This is a genomic window from Anaerostipes sp. CAG:276 (genome assembly GCF_000432215.1).
Lineage (GTDB): Bacteria > Bacillota > Clostridia > Lachnospirales > Lachnospiraceae > Anaerostipes > Anaerostipes caccae.
This window is the reverse complement of the sequence record NZ_FR889184.1, coordinates 21,933-39,269: the sequence shown is the minus strand read 5'-3', so window position 1 is coordinate 39,269 and position 17,337 is coordinate 21,933. Positions and strand designations below refer to the sequence as shown.

Sequence of the window (17,337 nt, the reverse complement as noted above, 5' to 3'; positions counted from 1 at the left end):
TCCCCCTCTCTTGAAATTTGTGCAGTATTTATTTTGTTGCGCTGACTTTTAATCTCCGAAAAGGCTGAAAGCATGTGCCGTCCAGCTGTATGGCTCTTTTCAGTGAAGCGTCTATAACCTCGTTTCGGAATGCTTCTTTTAATTCTTCGGGTACATACTGCATAAAAGGGACAAGGCTGGGCTGGTCGATCCAGCCAATCATTTCTTCGGCATCAGTGAAAAACCGGTCTGCATTTTCTTCTGTGACCACGATGTTTTTAAAGTCTGTGAGGTTCATTAATCCTTCATATTCAAATTTTGAAGGCATATACCAAGGCCATTGAAAAGATTGAAAATACTTTTTATATGGTTCCGTTTGAATCATATTACGGGTGATTTCAAAAAAATCCGAGCAGTTCCCTTCGCCGGCGAAATTCCATAGGATCTTTCCTCCAGGTTTTAGAGCGGAGTAGGATTGGTTTAAGAGACGAGAATGATCTTTCACCCAATGCAGTGCGGCGTTGGAATAAATGACATCAAATTGATTCATAAAGTTCATGTCTGCCATATCCATATTAAGAAACTGAAGATTCTTTTTTTTACGTTTTTTTGCAGTATCAATCATTCCGATTGAAGCATCGATTCCAATAACACTGCCTTCGGGCACCAGCATGGACAACTGTTCCGTCAAGACCCCGTCCCCGCAGCCCAGATCTAAAATAGATTCATTGCCGTTAAGATGAAGGTCCGAGAAAAGTTTTTGCCCCCATTCTTTTTGATGTCTGGAAGCCTGTTCATATTTTTGACCATTGAATTCATAGGTAGTCACCTGTATTCATCTCCTTTTTAATTAAAGTTAGTTTTTTTCAGTATACCATATACTAAGTTAAAGTTGGTACGTACAAACAAATTGCCTGTTGCCAAATAAGAGAACCCGTGGTATGATATTTGTGAAATGAAAAAAATACGAAATTTTTAAAAAATATTAAAAATTTTTAAAAAGCCAGGAGGGAATTATGAAGGCTAAAGGTGTGAGAATGTATGGGGCAAAGGATATTCGGCTGGAAGAGTTTGAACTGCCGGAGATCAAAGAAGACGAGGTGCTTTTGAAAGTCATGAGTGACAGCATCTGTATGTCTACATGGAAAGAAGTCAAGCTGGGAAGCGGACATATCCGCGTACCGGATGACATAGCAGAACGTCCGGTCATCATCGGCCATGAATTTTCCGGTGTGATCGAGCAGGTCGGAGAAAAGTGGGCAGACGAGTATAAAGTGGGAGAGAGATTTGTAGTACTTCCGGGGATTCCGGATCAGATGGGAGCACCGGGGTATTCCTATGAACACTTCGGAGGCGCAGTGACATACTGCATCGTTCCTAATGATGTGATTGAGAAGGGTTGTCTGCTCCACTATGACGGGGATGCTTTCTATGAAGTATCTGTGTCAGAGCCTATGTACTGTATCATCGGCGGATATATGGCGAACTATCATACGAAGCCGGAGACACACGAACATTTTATCGGCGCAAAAGCGGGAGGGAACATTGCGATCCTCGGAGGATGCGGACCGATGGGACTGGGCGCAATCAGTTATGCACTTGCCATGGAAAACAAACCGAAGACGGTTGTTGTTACGGAGATCAACGACGACCGAATCAACCGGGCCAGAGAAGTGATCTCTGAGGAAGATGCAAAAGCAAGAGGTGTGGAATTACATTATGTAAACACAGCAAAGATGGATGATGAGGTCAAAGAACTGATGGATCTCACCGGAGGAGAGGGATACCATGACGTATTTGTTTACGCTCCGGTAAAAGCGATTGCAGAGACAGGAAACAAGATCCTTGCATTCGACGGCTGCATGAACCTGTTCGCAGGTCCTTCTGACAGTGAATTTTCCGCAGACATGAACCTCTATGACTGCCATTACAGAAATACGAAGCTTCTGGGATCTTCAGGGGGCATTAAGGCAGACCTTCTGGAAGCGCTCGATCTGATCGCCAAGAAAGAGGTCAATCCTGCTGTTATGATCACTCATGTGGGAGGCATTGACGCAATCGTTGATACAACTCTTCATTTACCTGAGATACCGGGGGGAAAGAAACTTACCTATACACAGTTTGATATGCCTCTGACAGCGATTGAAGACTTCAGAAAACTGGGTGAGACCGATCCTCTGTTTGCGAAGCTTGCCGATGCATGCGACAAAAATCAGGGATTGTGGAACAAAGAAGCAGAAGAAATTTTACTGGATCATTTCGGAGTATAACTTATGTTTGCAAGAGAGCGGAAAGAAGAACTGCTGGCTTATATGAGGGTACATAAGAGGGCTGGCATCCATGAACTGTCGGAAGAATTTCATGTGACCGGCGCCACCATAAGGTCCGATTTAAGTGAATTGGAGAAAGAGGGACACCTGATTCGGACCCACGGGGGCGCACTGCTAAAGGAAGAAGAAGTCACAAAGGAGGCATTTCTTGCCTCCAGGTGGAACTTAAATCCCGATAAAAAGAGGATCATTGCACAGGGTGCCAAAGAGTTCGTCAGGGAAGGAGATATTATCCTGATCGACAGCGGTTCTACCATGCTGGAATTTGCAAAGGTTCTGACAGACTTTAATGACCTGAAGGTAGTGACCAATGATCTGAACATCGCTCTTGAACTGCAGAAAAAGCCTTCTATTCAGGTGATACTGATCGGAGGAACTGTGAGGAACCAGTTTGAATGTACCTTTGGTTCCCTGGGGATTGAATTTCTTGAGAGGATTTCCGTGGATAAACTGTTCTTGTCACCAAACGCTTTGTCAGTTTCCAAAGGGCTGACCACGCCCAATGAGGAGACAGCGGCGATGAAGCGTGCGATGATGAGGACCGCAACAGAAGCATATATGCTGTGCGACAGTACGAAGATTGGACGGAAGACCTTTTGCCGGTTTGCGAGGAACAGTGATTTTAAATATCTGATCACTGATGAGGGAATCCAGACTGCCGACAAAAAAGAACTTGAGAAGCAGGGAATCAAGGTCAGGGTGTGTAAGATGAAAGGTCAGGAATAACCTGGAAATTATCTTACCACCGGTTATAATTTAAAAAATTGTCAAGCAAAAAGGGAAGAAAATTTATTGAGAATTTTTCTTCCTTTTTTGCGTTGGATAGAACTGACAAACCGCGTATTTATGCGGTTTATAAGGTTATTAAAAGGAGGAAAATGTAAGAAAATCTTGTCAAAAAATCTTCTGCAAAATTTACCACTGGCAATAGTGGACGTATGGAAATACAATCAATATAATGGAATTATAGATAAACGTTTATCAGATATGAACCATTAACTGCAGCAAAAAATTATACCAAAAAGAGAAGGAAAAAAGGAGGATTATTATGGCAAGTAGTTTCAAAGCTAAAGTCCAAAAAATGGGCGGATTCCTTTCAGGAATGGTAATGCCTAACATTGGTGCCCTGATTGCATGGGGTATTATCACAGCATTATTTATTCCGACAGGATATTTCCCAAATGAAAAGATGAACGAACTCGTAGGCCCGACACTTAAGTTCTTGATCCCGTTGTTATTTGGATACACCGGAGGTCATACAGTATATGGAAGACGTGGTGCCGTTGCAGGTACACTTGCAACAATCGGTGTTGTCATTGGTTCAGAAGCAACCATGATGATCGGTGGTATGGTCATGGGACCTCTCGGTGCATGGATCATCAAGCAGTTTGACAAATTGTTAGAAGGACGTGTAAAACCAGGTCTGGAAATGTTAGTAGACAACTTCTCCATGGGTATCATTGGAGCACTGATGATGATCGCGGGATTCGTTGTAATCACACCGCTTTTTGCAGGTATTACAAGTGTCTTAACAGTCGGTGTTAACTTTGCGATCGATCACAGCATCCTTCCATTCACACCAATCTTCGTTGTACCAGGACAGGTATTGTTCTTAAACAACGCGATCAATCACGGTATCTTTACTCCGCTTGCGATTGAACAGGCTGCAGAGACAGGAAAATCTATTCTGTATCTTGTAGAGGCAAACGGCGGTAACTGGGCAGGACTTGTACTTGCATTTATGTGCTTTGGAAAAGGTATGGCAAAGAAATCTGCACCTGGTGCAGCGATCATTCAGATCATCGGTGGTATCGGTGAAGTATCTTTCCCTTATGCTTTGATTAAACCTGTTACTATTCTTGGACCGATCTGCGGTTCCATCGCAGCGTTATTCTGGTTCCAGATCATGGGCGGTGGTGCCGTTGCAGCAGTATCACCTGGATCAATCATTGCCTTGGCAATTATGTCACCGAAAGGAAAGCTGTTCGTCAATCTGGCCGGATATGTCATAGCTGCGATTGTATCGTTTGTTATCGTTGCATTCTTCCTCAAACGGGATAAGACACCGGACGATGAGGTCGGAGAAGTAGGCGGAATCGACATGAGTCAGTTTGTTGAAAGCCACAGTGCTCCTGGAGAAGAGAAGAAAGCCGTTGCAGCAAACGATGTTGAATTTCCAAAACGCAAGGTTAAAAAAGTAGCATTTGCATGTGACGCGGGAATGGGGTCCAGTGCCATGGGAGCTTCCATGCTGAAGACACAGCTGAATAAGATCGGAATGTCCATAGACGTAAATCATGTGTCCATACATCAGATTCCGGCTGACATCGATGTTATCGTAACGAATGAAAACTTATATGAAGCTGCGAGCAGTGCGGCTCCGGCAGGTGTACCGGTCATTGCGATCGAGAACTTCCTGGATGCGGCTGAACAGGCAGCAATTGCCAAGAAGATTAAAGACATGGCTGAATAAGTCAGACTGCGGCGCCATAATTGAAGAATTATGGCGCCTTCTAAGTAAAGGAGCTGCAAAATTATGCTGATGTCTAATCGTGTAAAAGATATCATACAGATTGTCTTAAGCAGCCGTGGTTTCGTAACCATGAAAGATATTGCCAACAAGATGAATGTCTCAGAGAGGACCGTATACCGGGAAATCCCTGAGGTGACAGAAGTGTTAAGGCAGTATCAGATTACGTTGGAAACGGTGAGCAAAAAAGGAATCCGGGCTGTCGGTCTGCCTGAACCTATTCAGAAACTCCAGACAGAATTAGGGGAACATAAAAAACTCCAGGTAGTAGACCCTAAGGAACGAATGTATTTGGTTCTCTTAGAACTGCTTCATCAGGATGACTTCATGAAGACAGAAGCATTGGCAATCGATATGGGTACATCCCTCCCGACAATCAGGAATGATCTGAAAAAGATTGAGAAAATTCTTCCGGAGTACAATATTAAATTAATCTCAAAAAAGGGAGATGGAATCTGCCTGAGCGGTGAGCAGGTGGCGAGGGATCATCTGATGGTCAATATCATCATGAAAAACACAGATGTGGATGTGATAGTACACTGGCTTGCAGGGAATGTCAGGCAGTTTCATTCTTTTATGCAGAAGCTGGATGAATATGGTTATATGGACCTGTTTCAGACATGTGAAAAAATATTAAGAGATATCAGCCATAAACTGATCCAAAAAAATTATCAGATACTTGACCAGAACTATGCAGAATTAGTCATGCTGGTGTCACTGCTGATCCGCAGACACAAGATCGGAAACAGGAAATACAGTACAGATTTTACTGTGGAACAAGTGGACAAGAACCAGAAGAAGGTTGTCGCCGCATTGATCCGGATGCTGGAAAAGAAATATTCCATTTCCCTGGACGAGGCAGAAAAAGAATATCTTCTGTGGGTTATGGATATCAGTGTCGGAAAAAGGAACAATGAAAATGTGTTTGTCAAAAATTTTGTGCTCAAGCCAAAGATTGAAGAGTTTGTAGAACTGGTGGAAGGGCGTATGGGCATTACTCTGAGCCAGGATACAAAGCTTATGGACGGACTGCTGACGCATATCGATAAAGCCCTGGTGCGGACAAGGAGCGGAATGAGTATCTCGAATCCAATTATCCGCGACATTGAAAAAGATTATTCGCAGCTGTTTTCCATTATAAAAGATACGGTCAGAAAAGTATTTCCGGATGATTATTTTCCGGATGATGAGATAGGGTATCTGGTATTATATTTTGCGGTATCATTGGACAACATTACAAAGAAGACATTCCGGGTGCTGGTGGTATGTTCCAGCGGTATGGGATCTTCCAAGATGCTGGCCAGCCGTCTGGAGAGGGAGATACCCGAGATTTATGTAAGAAAGATTGTATCTTTGGTAGGGCTGGGAGAAGAAGACTTAAACGATTATGACTTGATCCTGTCAACCATCCCGCTGTATTTAAAAGACAGGGAGTATCTGAAAGTTTCTCCGCTCCTGAACGATAATGAGCTGGAGATTGTAAAAGAAAAAATTAGAAGGCATAAGCATCAGACTTTAAGGAAGATTGAGGAACAGGAAAGAAAGGCGGCGGAGTTAGAAAGCAGCAACAGTATTGTATCTTTAAAACAGTTAAAACAATTAACTACGTGGGCAGTAGACTTATTGGCTGAATTCCATGTGTATGAAATTAATAATCTGAAGGATGAAAACCACTTATTTTCAAATTTGGAACACACGATCTGGGAAGCCGGAATCTTTATCGGTGAACAGGAGATTAAGAATTATGTGATCCGGCATGGAAATGAATGCCGTTTTACCATACCGACGACGGAAATCAGTTACTTTGAGTGTTATTTAAAGAAAATAAAAAAACCGCTTCTTTTCGTCTACCATTTAAAAGAGAAACGAATGGTCGATCCTCAGGAGGGTGATGCGGTCAGTAACATTATATTTTTCTTCTATCCAACGGAAATGGAAGAAGTACAGCAGATGTTTCTGCGATATATTACTGAATTGATCATCGAAGACCGGGATGTCATGAAGTTAATAGAGAAGGGCGACGAAGAAGAAATCAGGCAATGCTTTGGACACAGGTTCAGACATTATATAGGAGAATCAATTTAGGAGGTTTCATTATGGCAGATAAGAAGAGTATTTTTAACGAAGACAACATCAGATTGAACGCATCCTTTGCTACGAAGGAAGAGGCTATCCGGGCTGCGGGACAGATCCTTGCAGACAATGGTTACGTAAAAGAAGAATATATAGATGATATGCTGAAGAGGGAAGAAGTGGTCTCTACCTACATCGGCAATCACATTGCGATTCCGCACGGCATCGTAAAATCCGAAGAAAGGATTATGGCTTCAGGAATTTCCTTTATCCAGGTTCCTGAGGGCGTAGACTATGAAGGAAAAACTGCAAATGTCATCATTGGAATTGCAGGTAAGAACAATGAGCATATTGAGATTTTAGGAGATATCGCAGTGGCATGCTCAGATCTTGACAACGTAGAAAAACTTAGAAATGCAAAGACCAAAGAAGAAATACTGAATGTATTTAAAGATGTGGTCCGCTAAAACAGACGGAGGGAATAAAATGAAAGCAGTACACTTTGGGGCTGGCAAGATCGGCCGCGGGTTCATCGCAGACTTGCTGCATGATACAGGATATGAAATCGTATTCGTGGACGTAAATGAGAAAGTCAACGAGGAACTGAACAAATACCATAACTACTACTTATACGTGATCGAGGAGGATTACAGGAGAAAAGAAATCGACAAGGTTTCCGCTCTCTCTCCGATCACAGAAGAAGACAAAGTCGTGGAGGCAATCGTGGAAGCAGACGTAGTCACTACGGCAGTGCTGGCAGACAATTTCCCTAAAATTGCAGGTACTCTCGCAAAAGGGCTGAAAGCCAGATTGGAAGCAGGCAAAGAAAGAGTCAATGTAATTCCTTGTGAGAACGCATTGTTCAACGGAGATCTGCTCTTAAAGGAACTTGTCAAAACTGAAATTGCTTCTGAGGATGACTTCCTAAAAGCAGCGGCATTCCCGAATACGGCAGTAGACCGTATGGTATTCGGTACCGACAAAGACGGCAGAGACGGAATTGACATCGGAAAAGATCACGAGCTGGCAGTGGAAGTGAATAAGCTGGTAGACCCAGAGAAACTTCCGATTGCCGGAGCAGAATATACCGATAATCTTCAGAAGTTCCTGGAGAGAAAACTTTATACAATCAACTGCGGACACGCATGGTCCGGTTATATCGGAAAATTGATGGGATATGAGATCATCCAGGATTACTTCGCGGTGCCGGAAAACATTGAAATGACAAGAGAAGTCATGAGAGAAGTTGCGGCTCTGATGGTTGCAAAACACGGATTTACCGAGAAGGAAATGGAAGACTACATTACGTTTGCATTAAACCGTTTTTGTACTCCTGGTATCAAAGACACGATCACACGTATCTCCAGGGCGCCGATCAGAAAGCTTGCACCGAATGACCGTCTGGTAGGACCGGCTGTACAATGTGAGGAGAGGGGACTCAAAAATACACTTCTCCTGAGAGGTATTGCAGCGACATTCCTGTTCGACGTCAAAGAGGATGAGCAGTCTGTTGAGATGATGCAGTATGTGGCTGACAACGGCATTGAAGATGCAGTGACTCATTTTACAGGTATTGAAGCGGGAACCAGGATGTTTGATGAGATCGTCAAAGATTACAACGAATTAAAGGAAGGAAAATAATATGAAATTACAGTTAGCTTTAGATGAAATGAACCTTGTAGATGCACTGCGTTTCGCTGACAAGGTTGCGGAGCATGTCGATATTATCGAAGTGGGAACTCCTTTCGTTATGGACGAAGGAATGAGGGGTGTGCGTGAATTCCACCGTTTCTTCCCGGACAAAGAGATCCTGGCCGATTTAAAGATCATGGACGGCGGATATCTGGAAGCAAGCTATGCCTATGAGGCAGGTGCTGCTTATGCTACAATCCTGGGTGTTTCTGATAACCTGACCATTGAAGGCGCTTTAAAAGCGGCAAGAGACTATGACAGAAAACTCGTTGTGGATATGATCTGTGTGGAAGATCTTCCGACTAGAATTGCAAAGATGGAAGAAATCGGAGTTGACATCCTGGCAGTTCATACAGGGGCTGACCAGCAGGCAGCAGGCAGAGAGCCGATCCAGGATCTTCAGGTTATGACAGAACATGCAAAGAAGGCTCAGATCGCTGTGGCCGGAGGTATTAACAGTAAGACCATCGATAAATATGTTGCCTTAAAACCGGAGATTATTATTGTAGGATCTGCGATCGGACATGCAGAAGATCCGGTTGCGGAAGCAAAAGCGATCAAAGACGCGATGCTTTAAACCACAAATTGAGACTGGAGGGAAAGATTATGACAGAATGTAAAAATATGATGGCGATTCTCGGAGAATTAACCGACAACGCAAAAGAAGTAGATAATGAACAGATCGAGGCAGTGGAAAAACTGATCACAGAGGCAAAAAGAATCTTTATAAGCGGTGCGGGACGTTCCGGATTTGCTGCCAGAGGATTTTCTAATCGTCTGATGCATCTTGGGTATACCGTATACTTTGTTGGCGAGCCGACCACACCGTCGATTCAGGCAGGAGATCTGCTGATCGTCGGTTCCGGTTCCGGAAATACCGCGAGCCTTGTGTCTAATGCCAAAAAGGCAAAGAGCCAGGGAGCAAAGGTAGCGACCATTACAATGTTCCCTGAGAACACGATCGGATCTATGGCAGATGCGGTAATCACTCTTCCGGGAGTTACGAAGAAGTGTGACAATCATGAGGGTGCGGGAACTGTTCAGGCTGCCGGTTCCGGATTCGAGCAGTTAAGCTGGATTACATATGACTGTATGGTTATGGATCTGATGAGGATTACAAGTCAGTCAGATGACGATCTGTTTGCAAGACATGCAAATATGGAGTAATAACAAATATGATATAAAAGGGGCTCTTTCCGGAGCCCCTTTTATATAACACAATACCAGAAGACATGACAGTAGGGAGGAATTTCAGACTATGAAACAGGTTATGATTGTAGGAGCAGGACGCCTTGGAAAAGGATTTTTTGGAGAAACATTCGATAATGCCGGATGGAAAATCGCTTTTTTAGACAAGGATCCGAGGGTGGTCGAGGAACTAAAGAGGACAGGGAGTTATCACGTGGAAGTCCACAGGGTAGATTCTATTGAGAACCGGACTGTCTCAGGGTATGAGGCTTATGTCTGTGATGAAAATTATTCCTGCATGGATGCGTTTTTGAATACGGATGTTATTATGCTGCCGCTTTATCCAAAAGATTTTAGGGAAGCAGGACATTATTTATCTAAGTGTTTCACTGAGTTTTATAAAAAGCAGCCTGAGAAAAAGCTGACCGCTATCTGTGTGACAAACAAAAATTATCTGATCCCGGAAATTATAGAAAGTTTTAAGGAAAAACTCCCGGATGATGTGAAAGCGTGGTTTGATACGAATGTAGCAGTCAGAGATTCTATTATCCGGAGAGGAACAGATGCACAGACTCACTATGCCACTGAGATAGTGACGATGGCGGTTGCTTCGCTTCTGATTCAGACTCCTGTATATAATGATTTCAGCGATGTTGAATGGCTGGAACTGAATGACCAGATAGAAACTCTGAAGGATTTAAAAGTGTTTGCAATCAATGGACCTCATGCGTCAACTGCTTTCTGGGGTTATCTGAAAGGTTATAAAACGATACCGGATGCCGAAAAAGATGAGGAGATTGCCGGCATTATTTATCAGGCGCATAAAGAGATTCTCGATATGATCATGGAAGAATACGATATTACAAAAGAGGAGCTGGATCATTTGGAAAATCTTCCGACGCCGATGGGAGAGATTCCGGATTCCATCTACAGAGTAGCATTTGATCCGATAAGAAAACTTTCCAGAGGAGACAGGCTTACCGGAGCTGCACAGAGGTGCCTCAAACATGGTCTCCCTTATGAAGCGATTGCAAAAGGTATGGCAGCCGGCTTTGGATATACGGAGCCAGAGGATGAAAATGCGGTAAAGCTTCAGGAGGAAATCAAAGAATTGGGGATCGAAGAGACTGTGTATAAATATACGAAACTTGAAAAAGACAGCCCTATTCTGAGAAAAGTAGTGGAAGAATATGAAGCTCTGGAAGACAGAGGACTGATAAAATAAGAAGAATAATTTTGGCAAAAAAGCTGTGTTCCTTTTCATTGGGGAGACAGCTTTCTTTGTTATTTATCCTGATCCTATGTTACAATAAGTCTGTATTTTATGTTTAACAACAGTGGAAAAATACAGGAAAGGGTGTGTATATTGTGGAAAATAAATTTGACGTCATTATTATAGGAGCAGGGCCTTCGGGGATTTTCTGTGCGTATGAACTCTCACAAAAGAAACCGGATTTAAAGATCTTAATGATAGAGAAGGGAAGAAGGATTGAAGACCGGTCCTGTCCCAAAAGGAAAACAAAAGTGTGTGTGGGCTGTAAGCCATGTTCCATTACGACCGGATTTGCAGGTGCAGGAGCTTTTTCTGACGGAAAGCTTTCCCTCTCTCCGGATGTGGGCGGAAATCTGCCGCAGATCCTTGGATACGAAGAAACAGAGCAGCTTCTGAAAGAATCGGACCAGATCTATTTGAAATTTGGAGCGGACACAAAAGTGTATGGATTGAATGAAGAAAAAGAAATTGCAAGGATCAGAAAAAAGGCAATTAAAGCCAATCTGAAATTAATCGAGTGTCCGATTCGGCATCTTGGCACGGAAGAGGGATATAAGATATACCAAAGGCTTCAGGAGCACCTGCTTGGCGTGGGGGTCAGGATGGAATTTAACACCATGGTTGATAATATTCTGACTGCAAAAGGACGGGTGAGGGGTGTGGTCACCGATAAAGGAGAGACATTCTATGCAGAGGAAGTTGTTGCCGCCGTGGGCAGGGAAGGATCTGAATGGCTCAGCAACCTGTGCCGGGAACACGAGATTGCGACTGAGGTGGGAACCGTAGACGTAGGCGTCAGAGTGGAGGTTCGGGATGAAATCATGGAAGAACTGAACAAGAGCCTGTACGAGGCAAAGCTGGTATATTATACGCCGACCTTTGACGATAAAGTCCGCGTGTTCTGTACCAACCCTTCAGGAGAAGTGGCCACAGAATATTATGAGGACGGACTTGCAGTAGTAAACGGCCATGCATATAAGGCAGAAAAATATAAGACAAAGAATACTAATTTTGCAATTCTTGTATCGAAAAATTTTACGAAGCCGTTTAAAGAGCCCATCCAGTATGGAAAACATATCGCGCAGCTCAGCAATATGCTCTGCGACGGAAAGATCCTTGTCCAGAGGTTCGGAGATTTTGTCCGGGGACGCAGAACGACAGAGGAACGCCTTCTCAGAAACAACATCACGCCGACGTTAAGGGATGCGGTGCCGGGGGATCTGTCATTGGTATTTCCTTACAGAATTATGAAAGCGATTGAAGAGATGATCTATGCACTGGATCAGGTGACGCCGGGGATGGCCAGTGATGAAACGCTGCTCTATGGAGTGGAAGTGAAATTTTATTCCAATAAAGTCGTCACAGACCAGGCGTTTGAAACCAACATCAAAGGCCTTCGGGCAATCGGTGACGGAGCCTCAGTCACAAGGGGCCTTCAGCAGGCATCGGCTAACGGGCTGAGCGCAGCCAGGAGTATTTTAACTGCGAAAGGAGTATCTATATGAGATATATATGTACCGTCTTATCCGTATCGGACATTAAGAAATCCAGAAAGTTTTATGAGAATTTATTCGGATTGGAGCTTTACCAGGATTATGGCATCAATATATCCTTTACTTGCGGACTTGCACTGCAGCAGGACTTTGACTGGCTGGTGAACATACCAAAAGAGGCAGTTCTGAAAAAAACAAATAACATCGAGATCTGCTTTGAAGAAGAGGACTTCGATGGATTCTTGAAAAAACTGAAAACTTATCCGGATGCTGAGCATTTGGGAGATGTGATCGAGCACAGCTGGGGACAGCGTGTCATCAGGTTTTATGATCCGGACGGGCATCTCATCGAAGTGGGAGAGTCAATGAAAATGGTAATTACCCGTTTTCTGGATTCGGGACTTACTATGGAAGAAGTTTCCAGCAAGATGGATGCCTCGGCAGAAGATCTGCAAAAACTTTTAGATAAGGAAGAATGATCCTTTGAGTTCTATGGATAAAATAGGATCATATATAAGACGACAGTATCGTTTCCGGTGTTGCGGTAAGAGTGAGCAGTATCTCCCGGAAATCGTATACTTTCGTCTTTTGTTAAGGTAAATTTGTGATAATCAGCGCATATTTCAAGATCTCCGTGAAATACAGTGATAAATTCTGTCGTTCCTTTCAGATGTGCTTCGGACTCCCAGCGGCTGTATGGTTCCAACTTCAGATAGTATACGGCGAATTTCCTGTCGGCGTCATCCGGAAAAAGCGGATAATTTTTAACCCTTCCCGAATCTTCCAGCAGCGGTTCTATGTCTGCTGTCTTAATGATTTCGTATGGAGTTTTTGGACGGACAGTCAAGGCATCAAAGGGTACCTTCATGCCATTTGATATTTTCCACAAGGTTGATATCGTTGGGTTCCCGTCCCCGCGCTCAATTTGGGCCAGCATACTTTTACTGACACCGCTTAATTTTGAAAGTGCCTCCATGCTGAGTTTCTGCTTTTCACGGAGACGTTTAATGTTTTTGGCAACAATTAAATTCATTGTATCCAAAGAAAGACTCCTTTCTATTGACAATATATTGTACAAATTGTATTATTATATCATACGAGTGCAATATAATAACTGTTTTGTATTATTATATTATTTTGAAACGGGATTGTAAATAGAAAAGGAGGTTTCATTTGCTGCATCTATATGATTTTGTAATTTATTGTTTTATAACTGCTTATACTCCGGGGGCAAATAATCTGCTCTCTATGAGCAATGCCATACGCCTTGGATTTCGCCGCAGCGTACGTTTTAATCTTGGGATCTTGGCCGGCTTTACGGCAGTTATGACAATTTGTACGGTTTTCAGTACGGCACTTTATTCTTCTCTTCCAAAAATTAGATTTGTCATGCAGTTTCTTGGGGCTGCCTATATGCTGTTCCTGGCATGGAAATTGTGGAAGAGTTCCAATGATATGACTTCAGACGGAGGAAGTGAAGCCAGCTTTCTCTCGGGAATGATCTTACAGTTTGCTAATCCTAAAATATACATTTATGCTATAACAGCCATGTCACTTTATATTCTTCCCGCCTATCAGTCGACAGGCGCTTTAGCAGCATTTACGATTATGTTATCATTGATCGGTGCGTCAGGATCTTTTGTATGGGCATTGTTTGGGTCGGCTTTTTGCAATTTTTTCTCAAAACATTTCCGTGCGGTCAATCTGGTGATGGTTCTTCTGCTGATCTACTGTGCAGTCTCACTATTTATGTAAATTCACAAAAAAACAAAGATTCATTCAGCTGTTTTTGGGCAAATGGGCAAAAAATAAAAAAAGACTTATGAAGCTTTGAATGACCCTGCTATACTAAATATTAGAAAATAAATATATGACAGAAATGAAAATGGTAGCGAGATTATAAGACTCTAATCGCAGCGAAAGTTACAGTCTTATAGTCCCGCTATTTTTTTCTGTATGAATCAATGAAAAGTTTGGAGGAATTTATGGAAAAGAATCATTTTATGGAACGGGAGAGTATTGGGAAACTCATGCTGAAATTTTCTGTTCCGTGTATTATGTCACTGCTGGTGTCATCTCTTTATAATATTGTAGACCAGATCTTTATCGGGCAGGGGATCGGATATCTGGGAAATGGAGCTACCAACGTGGTGTTCCCGGTTACGATCATTGCACTCGCGATGGCACTGATGGTTGGAGACGGATGTGCAGCAAACTTAAGTATCTGCCAGGGGTGCAAAGATCAGGACAGAGCCAGAAAGAGCGTAGGAAATGCGATTGTGCTGCTTGTGGCAGCAGGTGTGGTTTTTACTGTTTTACTTTTTCTGTTTAAGGATCAGTTTCTGAAGGCTTTTGGCGCGACAGAGAATAACTTTGCATATGCCAGGGAATATTTTGTGTATATCATGATTGGAATTCCGTTTTTTATGTTTTCCAATGGCATGAACTCTATTATCAGGGCAGACGGCAGCCCTCAGTTTGCAATGATATCTACTTTGATTGGTGCAGTTATCAATGTGATCCTGGATCCGATTATGATTTTTGTATTTCATTGGGGAATGATGGGTGCAGCCCTGGCTACGATTACCGGTCAGATTGTGTCAGCGATTCTGGCAGTTTATTATCTTTGCCATATGAAATCTATAAAGATGGAAACAGAATGTTTTCGAGTGGACCCCATAATTTCTAAAAAGGTGCTTTCTCTGGGGATCAGCAGCTTTCTGACACAGATTTCGATCGTAGCCATTATGGCGGCAATGAACAATATGCTCGTGATTTACGGAGCACAGTCCAGGTTTGGGTCTGATATTCCGCTGACAGTGGTGGGAATTGTTATGAAAGTATTCCAGATTGTGATTGCTTTTTCTGTAGGCATCGCAGCAGGCTCCCAGCCAGTGATCGGGTTTAACTACGGAGCAGGACTGAACCACAGAGTGAAGAAGATATTTAAGCTGATGATGGCGGCGGAAGCCTGCGTAGGTGTGTTTTCCATGATCATATTCGAATGTTTTCCTATGGAGATCATCAAACTATTTGGAAATGAGAGTGCACTTTACAATGAGTTTGCGGTTCTTGCTTTCAGAACTTATCTTTGTACCATAGTATTATGCTGTATCCAAAAATCAGTCAGTATTTTTCTGCAGGCATTGGGGAAGCCAATTCTCTCAATGGGGCTCTCCCTGCTCAGAGACTTTATTTTAAGTGTACCGCTGGTTCTATTTCTTCCAAAATTATTGGGGATAAAAGGGACTCTTTATTCTGCGCCGGCGGCAGATATGATCTCATTCATCGCTGTGATTGCCGTAACCCGGTATCTTTTCGGACATTTAAAAAAAGATGAAAAGGAGGAGAGAGAAACAGCTTTTAACAGAGGAGAAGAAACAATAAATCTGGTGTCAGAGTAGATTATGAAATGTCTGAAGCAGGGTCCCTTTATTCCGGGATTCCTGCTTCTTTTTCGTCTGCAGTATCAGCATCATCATGTCTGGAGGAGTGCAGATAGGATTCATTTGCTTCTTTGCCTGCAGCTATGAGACGTTCCAGCCCCTCTTCAGGGCACAGAAAAGAGCCGATCGGATAAGGTGTCTTAGTATATATACCATGGAAATCCGTGCCGCCGGTCATAAATAAATCATGTTCTTTGGCCAGAGATCTGACATGGTCCTTTGTGCGCTCATCATTTCTCGGATGATTCAGTTCGATACCGTCGATGAGTTTTTCTTCAATGAGCATCTCCATGAGCATGGGATTTTTATATTCTCCCGGGTGGGCAAGGACTACGACACCGCCGCAGGATCGGATCAGGCCGACTGCTTCGTGTGTTGTCAGATCCTTCTGGGTCAGTTTGTATTTAGAACCGGAAGAAAAAAGCTCTTGGTGGAGTTCACCGATAGGGGTACCTGTATATCCCAGAGAAGCCAGGACCTGCATCATATGTACTTCATACAGGGTAGTACTTTCCCGGGCAGCCTCAAAGAGCTGTTCTTTCGTGATCGGATAATCTTCCATGAGCTTTTCGTACATGGCAAGCTTCGTCTGCCGCTGATATTCCAGATAACGGTCAAGCTTTCTCTGAAGCTTCTTTACATCGGCAGGATAGTAGCAGAGAAGATGAGGTTTTGTATCGGAAGCCTCGTGAACAGAGTTGATCTCGACCCCAGGGATGACATTGATCCCAAGTTCTTTTCCTAGAGCAAGTACAGCGGGAATAGAGTGGGTGGAATTGTGGTCTGTTACGGCGATATAATCCAGGCCGACGCGTTTTGCCTGGGAGATCAGCTGGTCGACGTTTAAAGCGCCGTCGGACAGCACAGTATGTGAGTGAAGATCTGCTTTCATTTTTAAATTCCTCCTAGTAATTTGGCTGATTATATTATATCATGAAGATAAGCGGATTTAACAGAAATACTTATTAAAATAAAAGACTGATCAGACAGAAAAAGGGGGCTATCGATATGAATTTAGAAGACTTTTATAGAGGAAGAGGCGAAGATTATCCGGTTATCATCGGAAGGTTTATGGGAAATGAAAATCTTTTAAAGAAGTTTGTCAAGAATTTTCCGGATGACCCGACCTATGGACGGCTTTGCGAAGCGATGGAGGCAAAAGACTGGCCGCAGGTGGAAATGTCGGCGCATACATTGAAGGGGGTAGCGGCGAATCTGAGTTTTTCAAAACTATTTCAGGCATCGGCGGACCTGGTCAGCGTCATAAGAGAACAAGAGACAGAGAAGGCAGATGGATTATTTTCAGAAGTGCAGAAAGCTTACAAAGAGGTAG

At 43.2% G+C, this 17,337-nt stretch carries 17 protein-coding genes; 14 read left to right on the top strand and 3 right to left on the bottom strand.

The window, feature by feature from the left end; genetic code table 11:
* Nucleotides 1-28: 28 nt before the first annotated feature.
* Nucleotides 29-808: a class I SAM-dependent methyltransferase gene (locus QVP35_RS07005; RefSeq protein ID WP_022260953.1), complete on the bottom strand. Its 780-nt coding sequence runs from the start codon at nt 806-808 to the stop codon at nt 29-31.
* Between the two features lie 187 nt (nt 809-995).
* Between QVP35_RS07005 and QVP35_RS07000 the strand changes: the two genes are divergently transcribed.
* The 11 genes from QVP35_RS07000 (at nt 996) to QVP35_RS06950 (ending at nt 13,037) form a co-directional block, all read left to right on the top strand.
* Nucleotides 996-2,249: a zinc-binding dehydrogenase gene (locus tag QVP35_RS07000; protein WP_006566369.1), complete on the top strand. Its 1,254-nt coding sequence runs from the start codon at nt 996-998 to the stop codon at nt 2,247-2,249.
* Nucleotides 2,250-2,252: 3 nt separating this feature from the next.
* On the top strand, nt 2,253-3,035 hold the full coding sequence (locus QVP35_RS06995; protein WP_006566368.1) for a DeoR/GlpR family DNA-binding transcription regulator: 783 nt from the start codon (nt 2,253-2,255) through the stop codon (nt 3,033-3,035).
* 322 nt (nt 3,036-3,357) lie between these two features.
* A complete protein-coding gene (locus QVP35_RS06990) occupies nt 3,358-4,782 on the top strand; it encodes a PTS mannitol transporter subunit IICB (RefSeq protein WP_009290927.1) in 1,425 nt (474 codons plus the stop codon).
* A gap of 63 nt (nt 4,783-4,845) precedes the next feature.
* Nucleotides 4,846-6,924 carry a BglG family transcription antiterminator gene (locus QVP35_RS06985; protein WP_022260952.1) on the top strand — a complete coding sequence of 693 codons (2,079 nt, stop codon included), beginning with the start codon at nt 4,846-4,848 and terminating at the stop codon, nt 6,922-6,924.
* A gap of 11 nt (nt 6,925-6,935) precedes the next feature.
* The gene (locus QVP35_RS06980) at nt 6,936-7,379 is read left to right on the top strand and encodes a PTS sugar transporter subunit IIA (RefSeq protein ID WP_006566364.1); all 444 of its coding nucleotides are present in this window, start codon (nt 6,936-6,938) and stop codon (nt 7,377-7,379) included.
* Nucleotides 7,380-7,398: 19 nt separating this feature from the next.
* Nucleotides 7,399-8,553 (top strand): mannitol-1-phosphate 5-dehydrogenase, encoded by a 1,155-nt coding sequence (locus tag QVP35_RS06975; RefSeq protein ID WP_009290929.1) that lies wholly within the window; start codon nt 7,399-7,401, stop codon nt 8,551-8,553.
* 1 nt (nt 8,554) lies between these two features.
* Nucleotides 8,555-9,181 carry a 3-hexulose-6-phosphate synthase gene (gene hxlA / locus QVP35_RS06970; protein WP_006566362.1) on the top strand — a complete coding sequence of 209 codons (627 nt, stop codon included), beginning with the start codon at nt 8,555-8,557 and terminating at the stop codon, nt 9,179-9,181.
* 29 nt (nt 9,182-9,210) lie between these two features.
* Nucleotides 9,211-9,771: a 6-phospho-3-hexuloisomerase gene (gene hxlB / locus QVP35_RS06965; RefSeq protein WP_006566361.1), complete on the top strand. Its 561-nt coding sequence runs from the start codon at nt 9,211-9,213 to the stop codon at nt 9,769-9,771.
* 91 nt (nt 9,772-9,862) lie between these two features.
* Nucleotides 9,863-11,017, top strand: a complete 1,155-nt coding sequence (locus tag QVP35_RS06960; protein ID WP_022260951.1) for a mannitol dehydrogenase — start codon at nt 9,863-9,865, stop codon at nt 11,015-11,017.
* Nucleotides 11,018-11,151: 134 nt separating this feature from the next.
* Complete coding sequence (locus tag QVP35_RS06955) at nt 11,152-12,570, top strand: NAD(P)/FAD-dependent oxidoreductase (protein ID WP_009290931.1); 1,419 nt, start codon at nt 11,152-11,154, stop codon at nt 12,568-12,570.
* Nucleotides 12,567-13,037, top strand: a complete 471-nt coding sequence (locus QVP35_RS06950; protein WP_006566358.1) for a VOC family protein — start codon at nt 12,567-12,569, stop codon at nt 13,035-13,037. The genes QVP35_RS06955 and QVP35_RS06950 overlap by 4 nt, the downstream gene beginning before the upstream one ends.
* An 11-nt stretch (nt 13,038-13,048) precedes the next feature.
* Here the strand turns inward: QVP35_RS06950 and QVP35_RS06945 are convergent, their stop codons facing one another.
* Nucleotides 13,049-13,591, bottom strand: a complete 543-nt coding sequence (locus QVP35_RS06945) for a helix-turn-helix domain-containing protein (protein WP_009290932.1) — start codon at nt 13,589-13,591, stop codon at nt 13,049-13,051.
* Nucleotides 13,592-13,731: 140 nt separating this feature from the next.
* Here QVP35_RS06945 and QVP35_RS06940 point away from each other — a divergent pair, with 140 nt between their 5' ends.
* Together QVP35_RS06940 and QVP35_RS06935 are read left to right on the top strand one after the other, a co-directional pair.
* Entirely contained in the window at nt 13,732-14,313 is a 582-nt protein-coding gene (locus QVP35_RS06940; protein ID WP_009290933.1) for a LysE family transporter, read from the top strand.
* 230 nt (nt 14,314-14,543) lie between these two features.
* Nucleotides 14,544-15,962, top strand: a complete 1,419-nt coding sequence (locus QVP35_RS06935) for an MATE family efflux transporter (protein WP_009290934.1) — start codon at nt 14,544-14,546, stop codon at nt 15,960-15,962.
* 28 nt (nt 15,963-15,990) lie between these two features.
* Here the strand turns inward: QVP35_RS06935 and QVP35_RS06930 are convergent, their stop codons facing one another.
* Nucleotides 15,991-16,896, bottom strand: coding sequence for a PHP domain-containing protein (locus QVP35_RS06930; protein ID WP_009290935.1), 906 nt, complete (start codon nt 16,894-16,896; stop codon nt 15,991-15,993).
* 116 nt (nt 16,897-17,012) lie between these two features.
* Here QVP35_RS06930 and QVP35_RS06925 point away from each other — a divergent pair.
* Nucleotides 17,013-17,337: Hpt domain-containing protein (locus QVP35_RS06925; RefSeq protein WP_288187789.1), on the top strand; the 325-nt coding region annotated here is incomplete at its 3' end.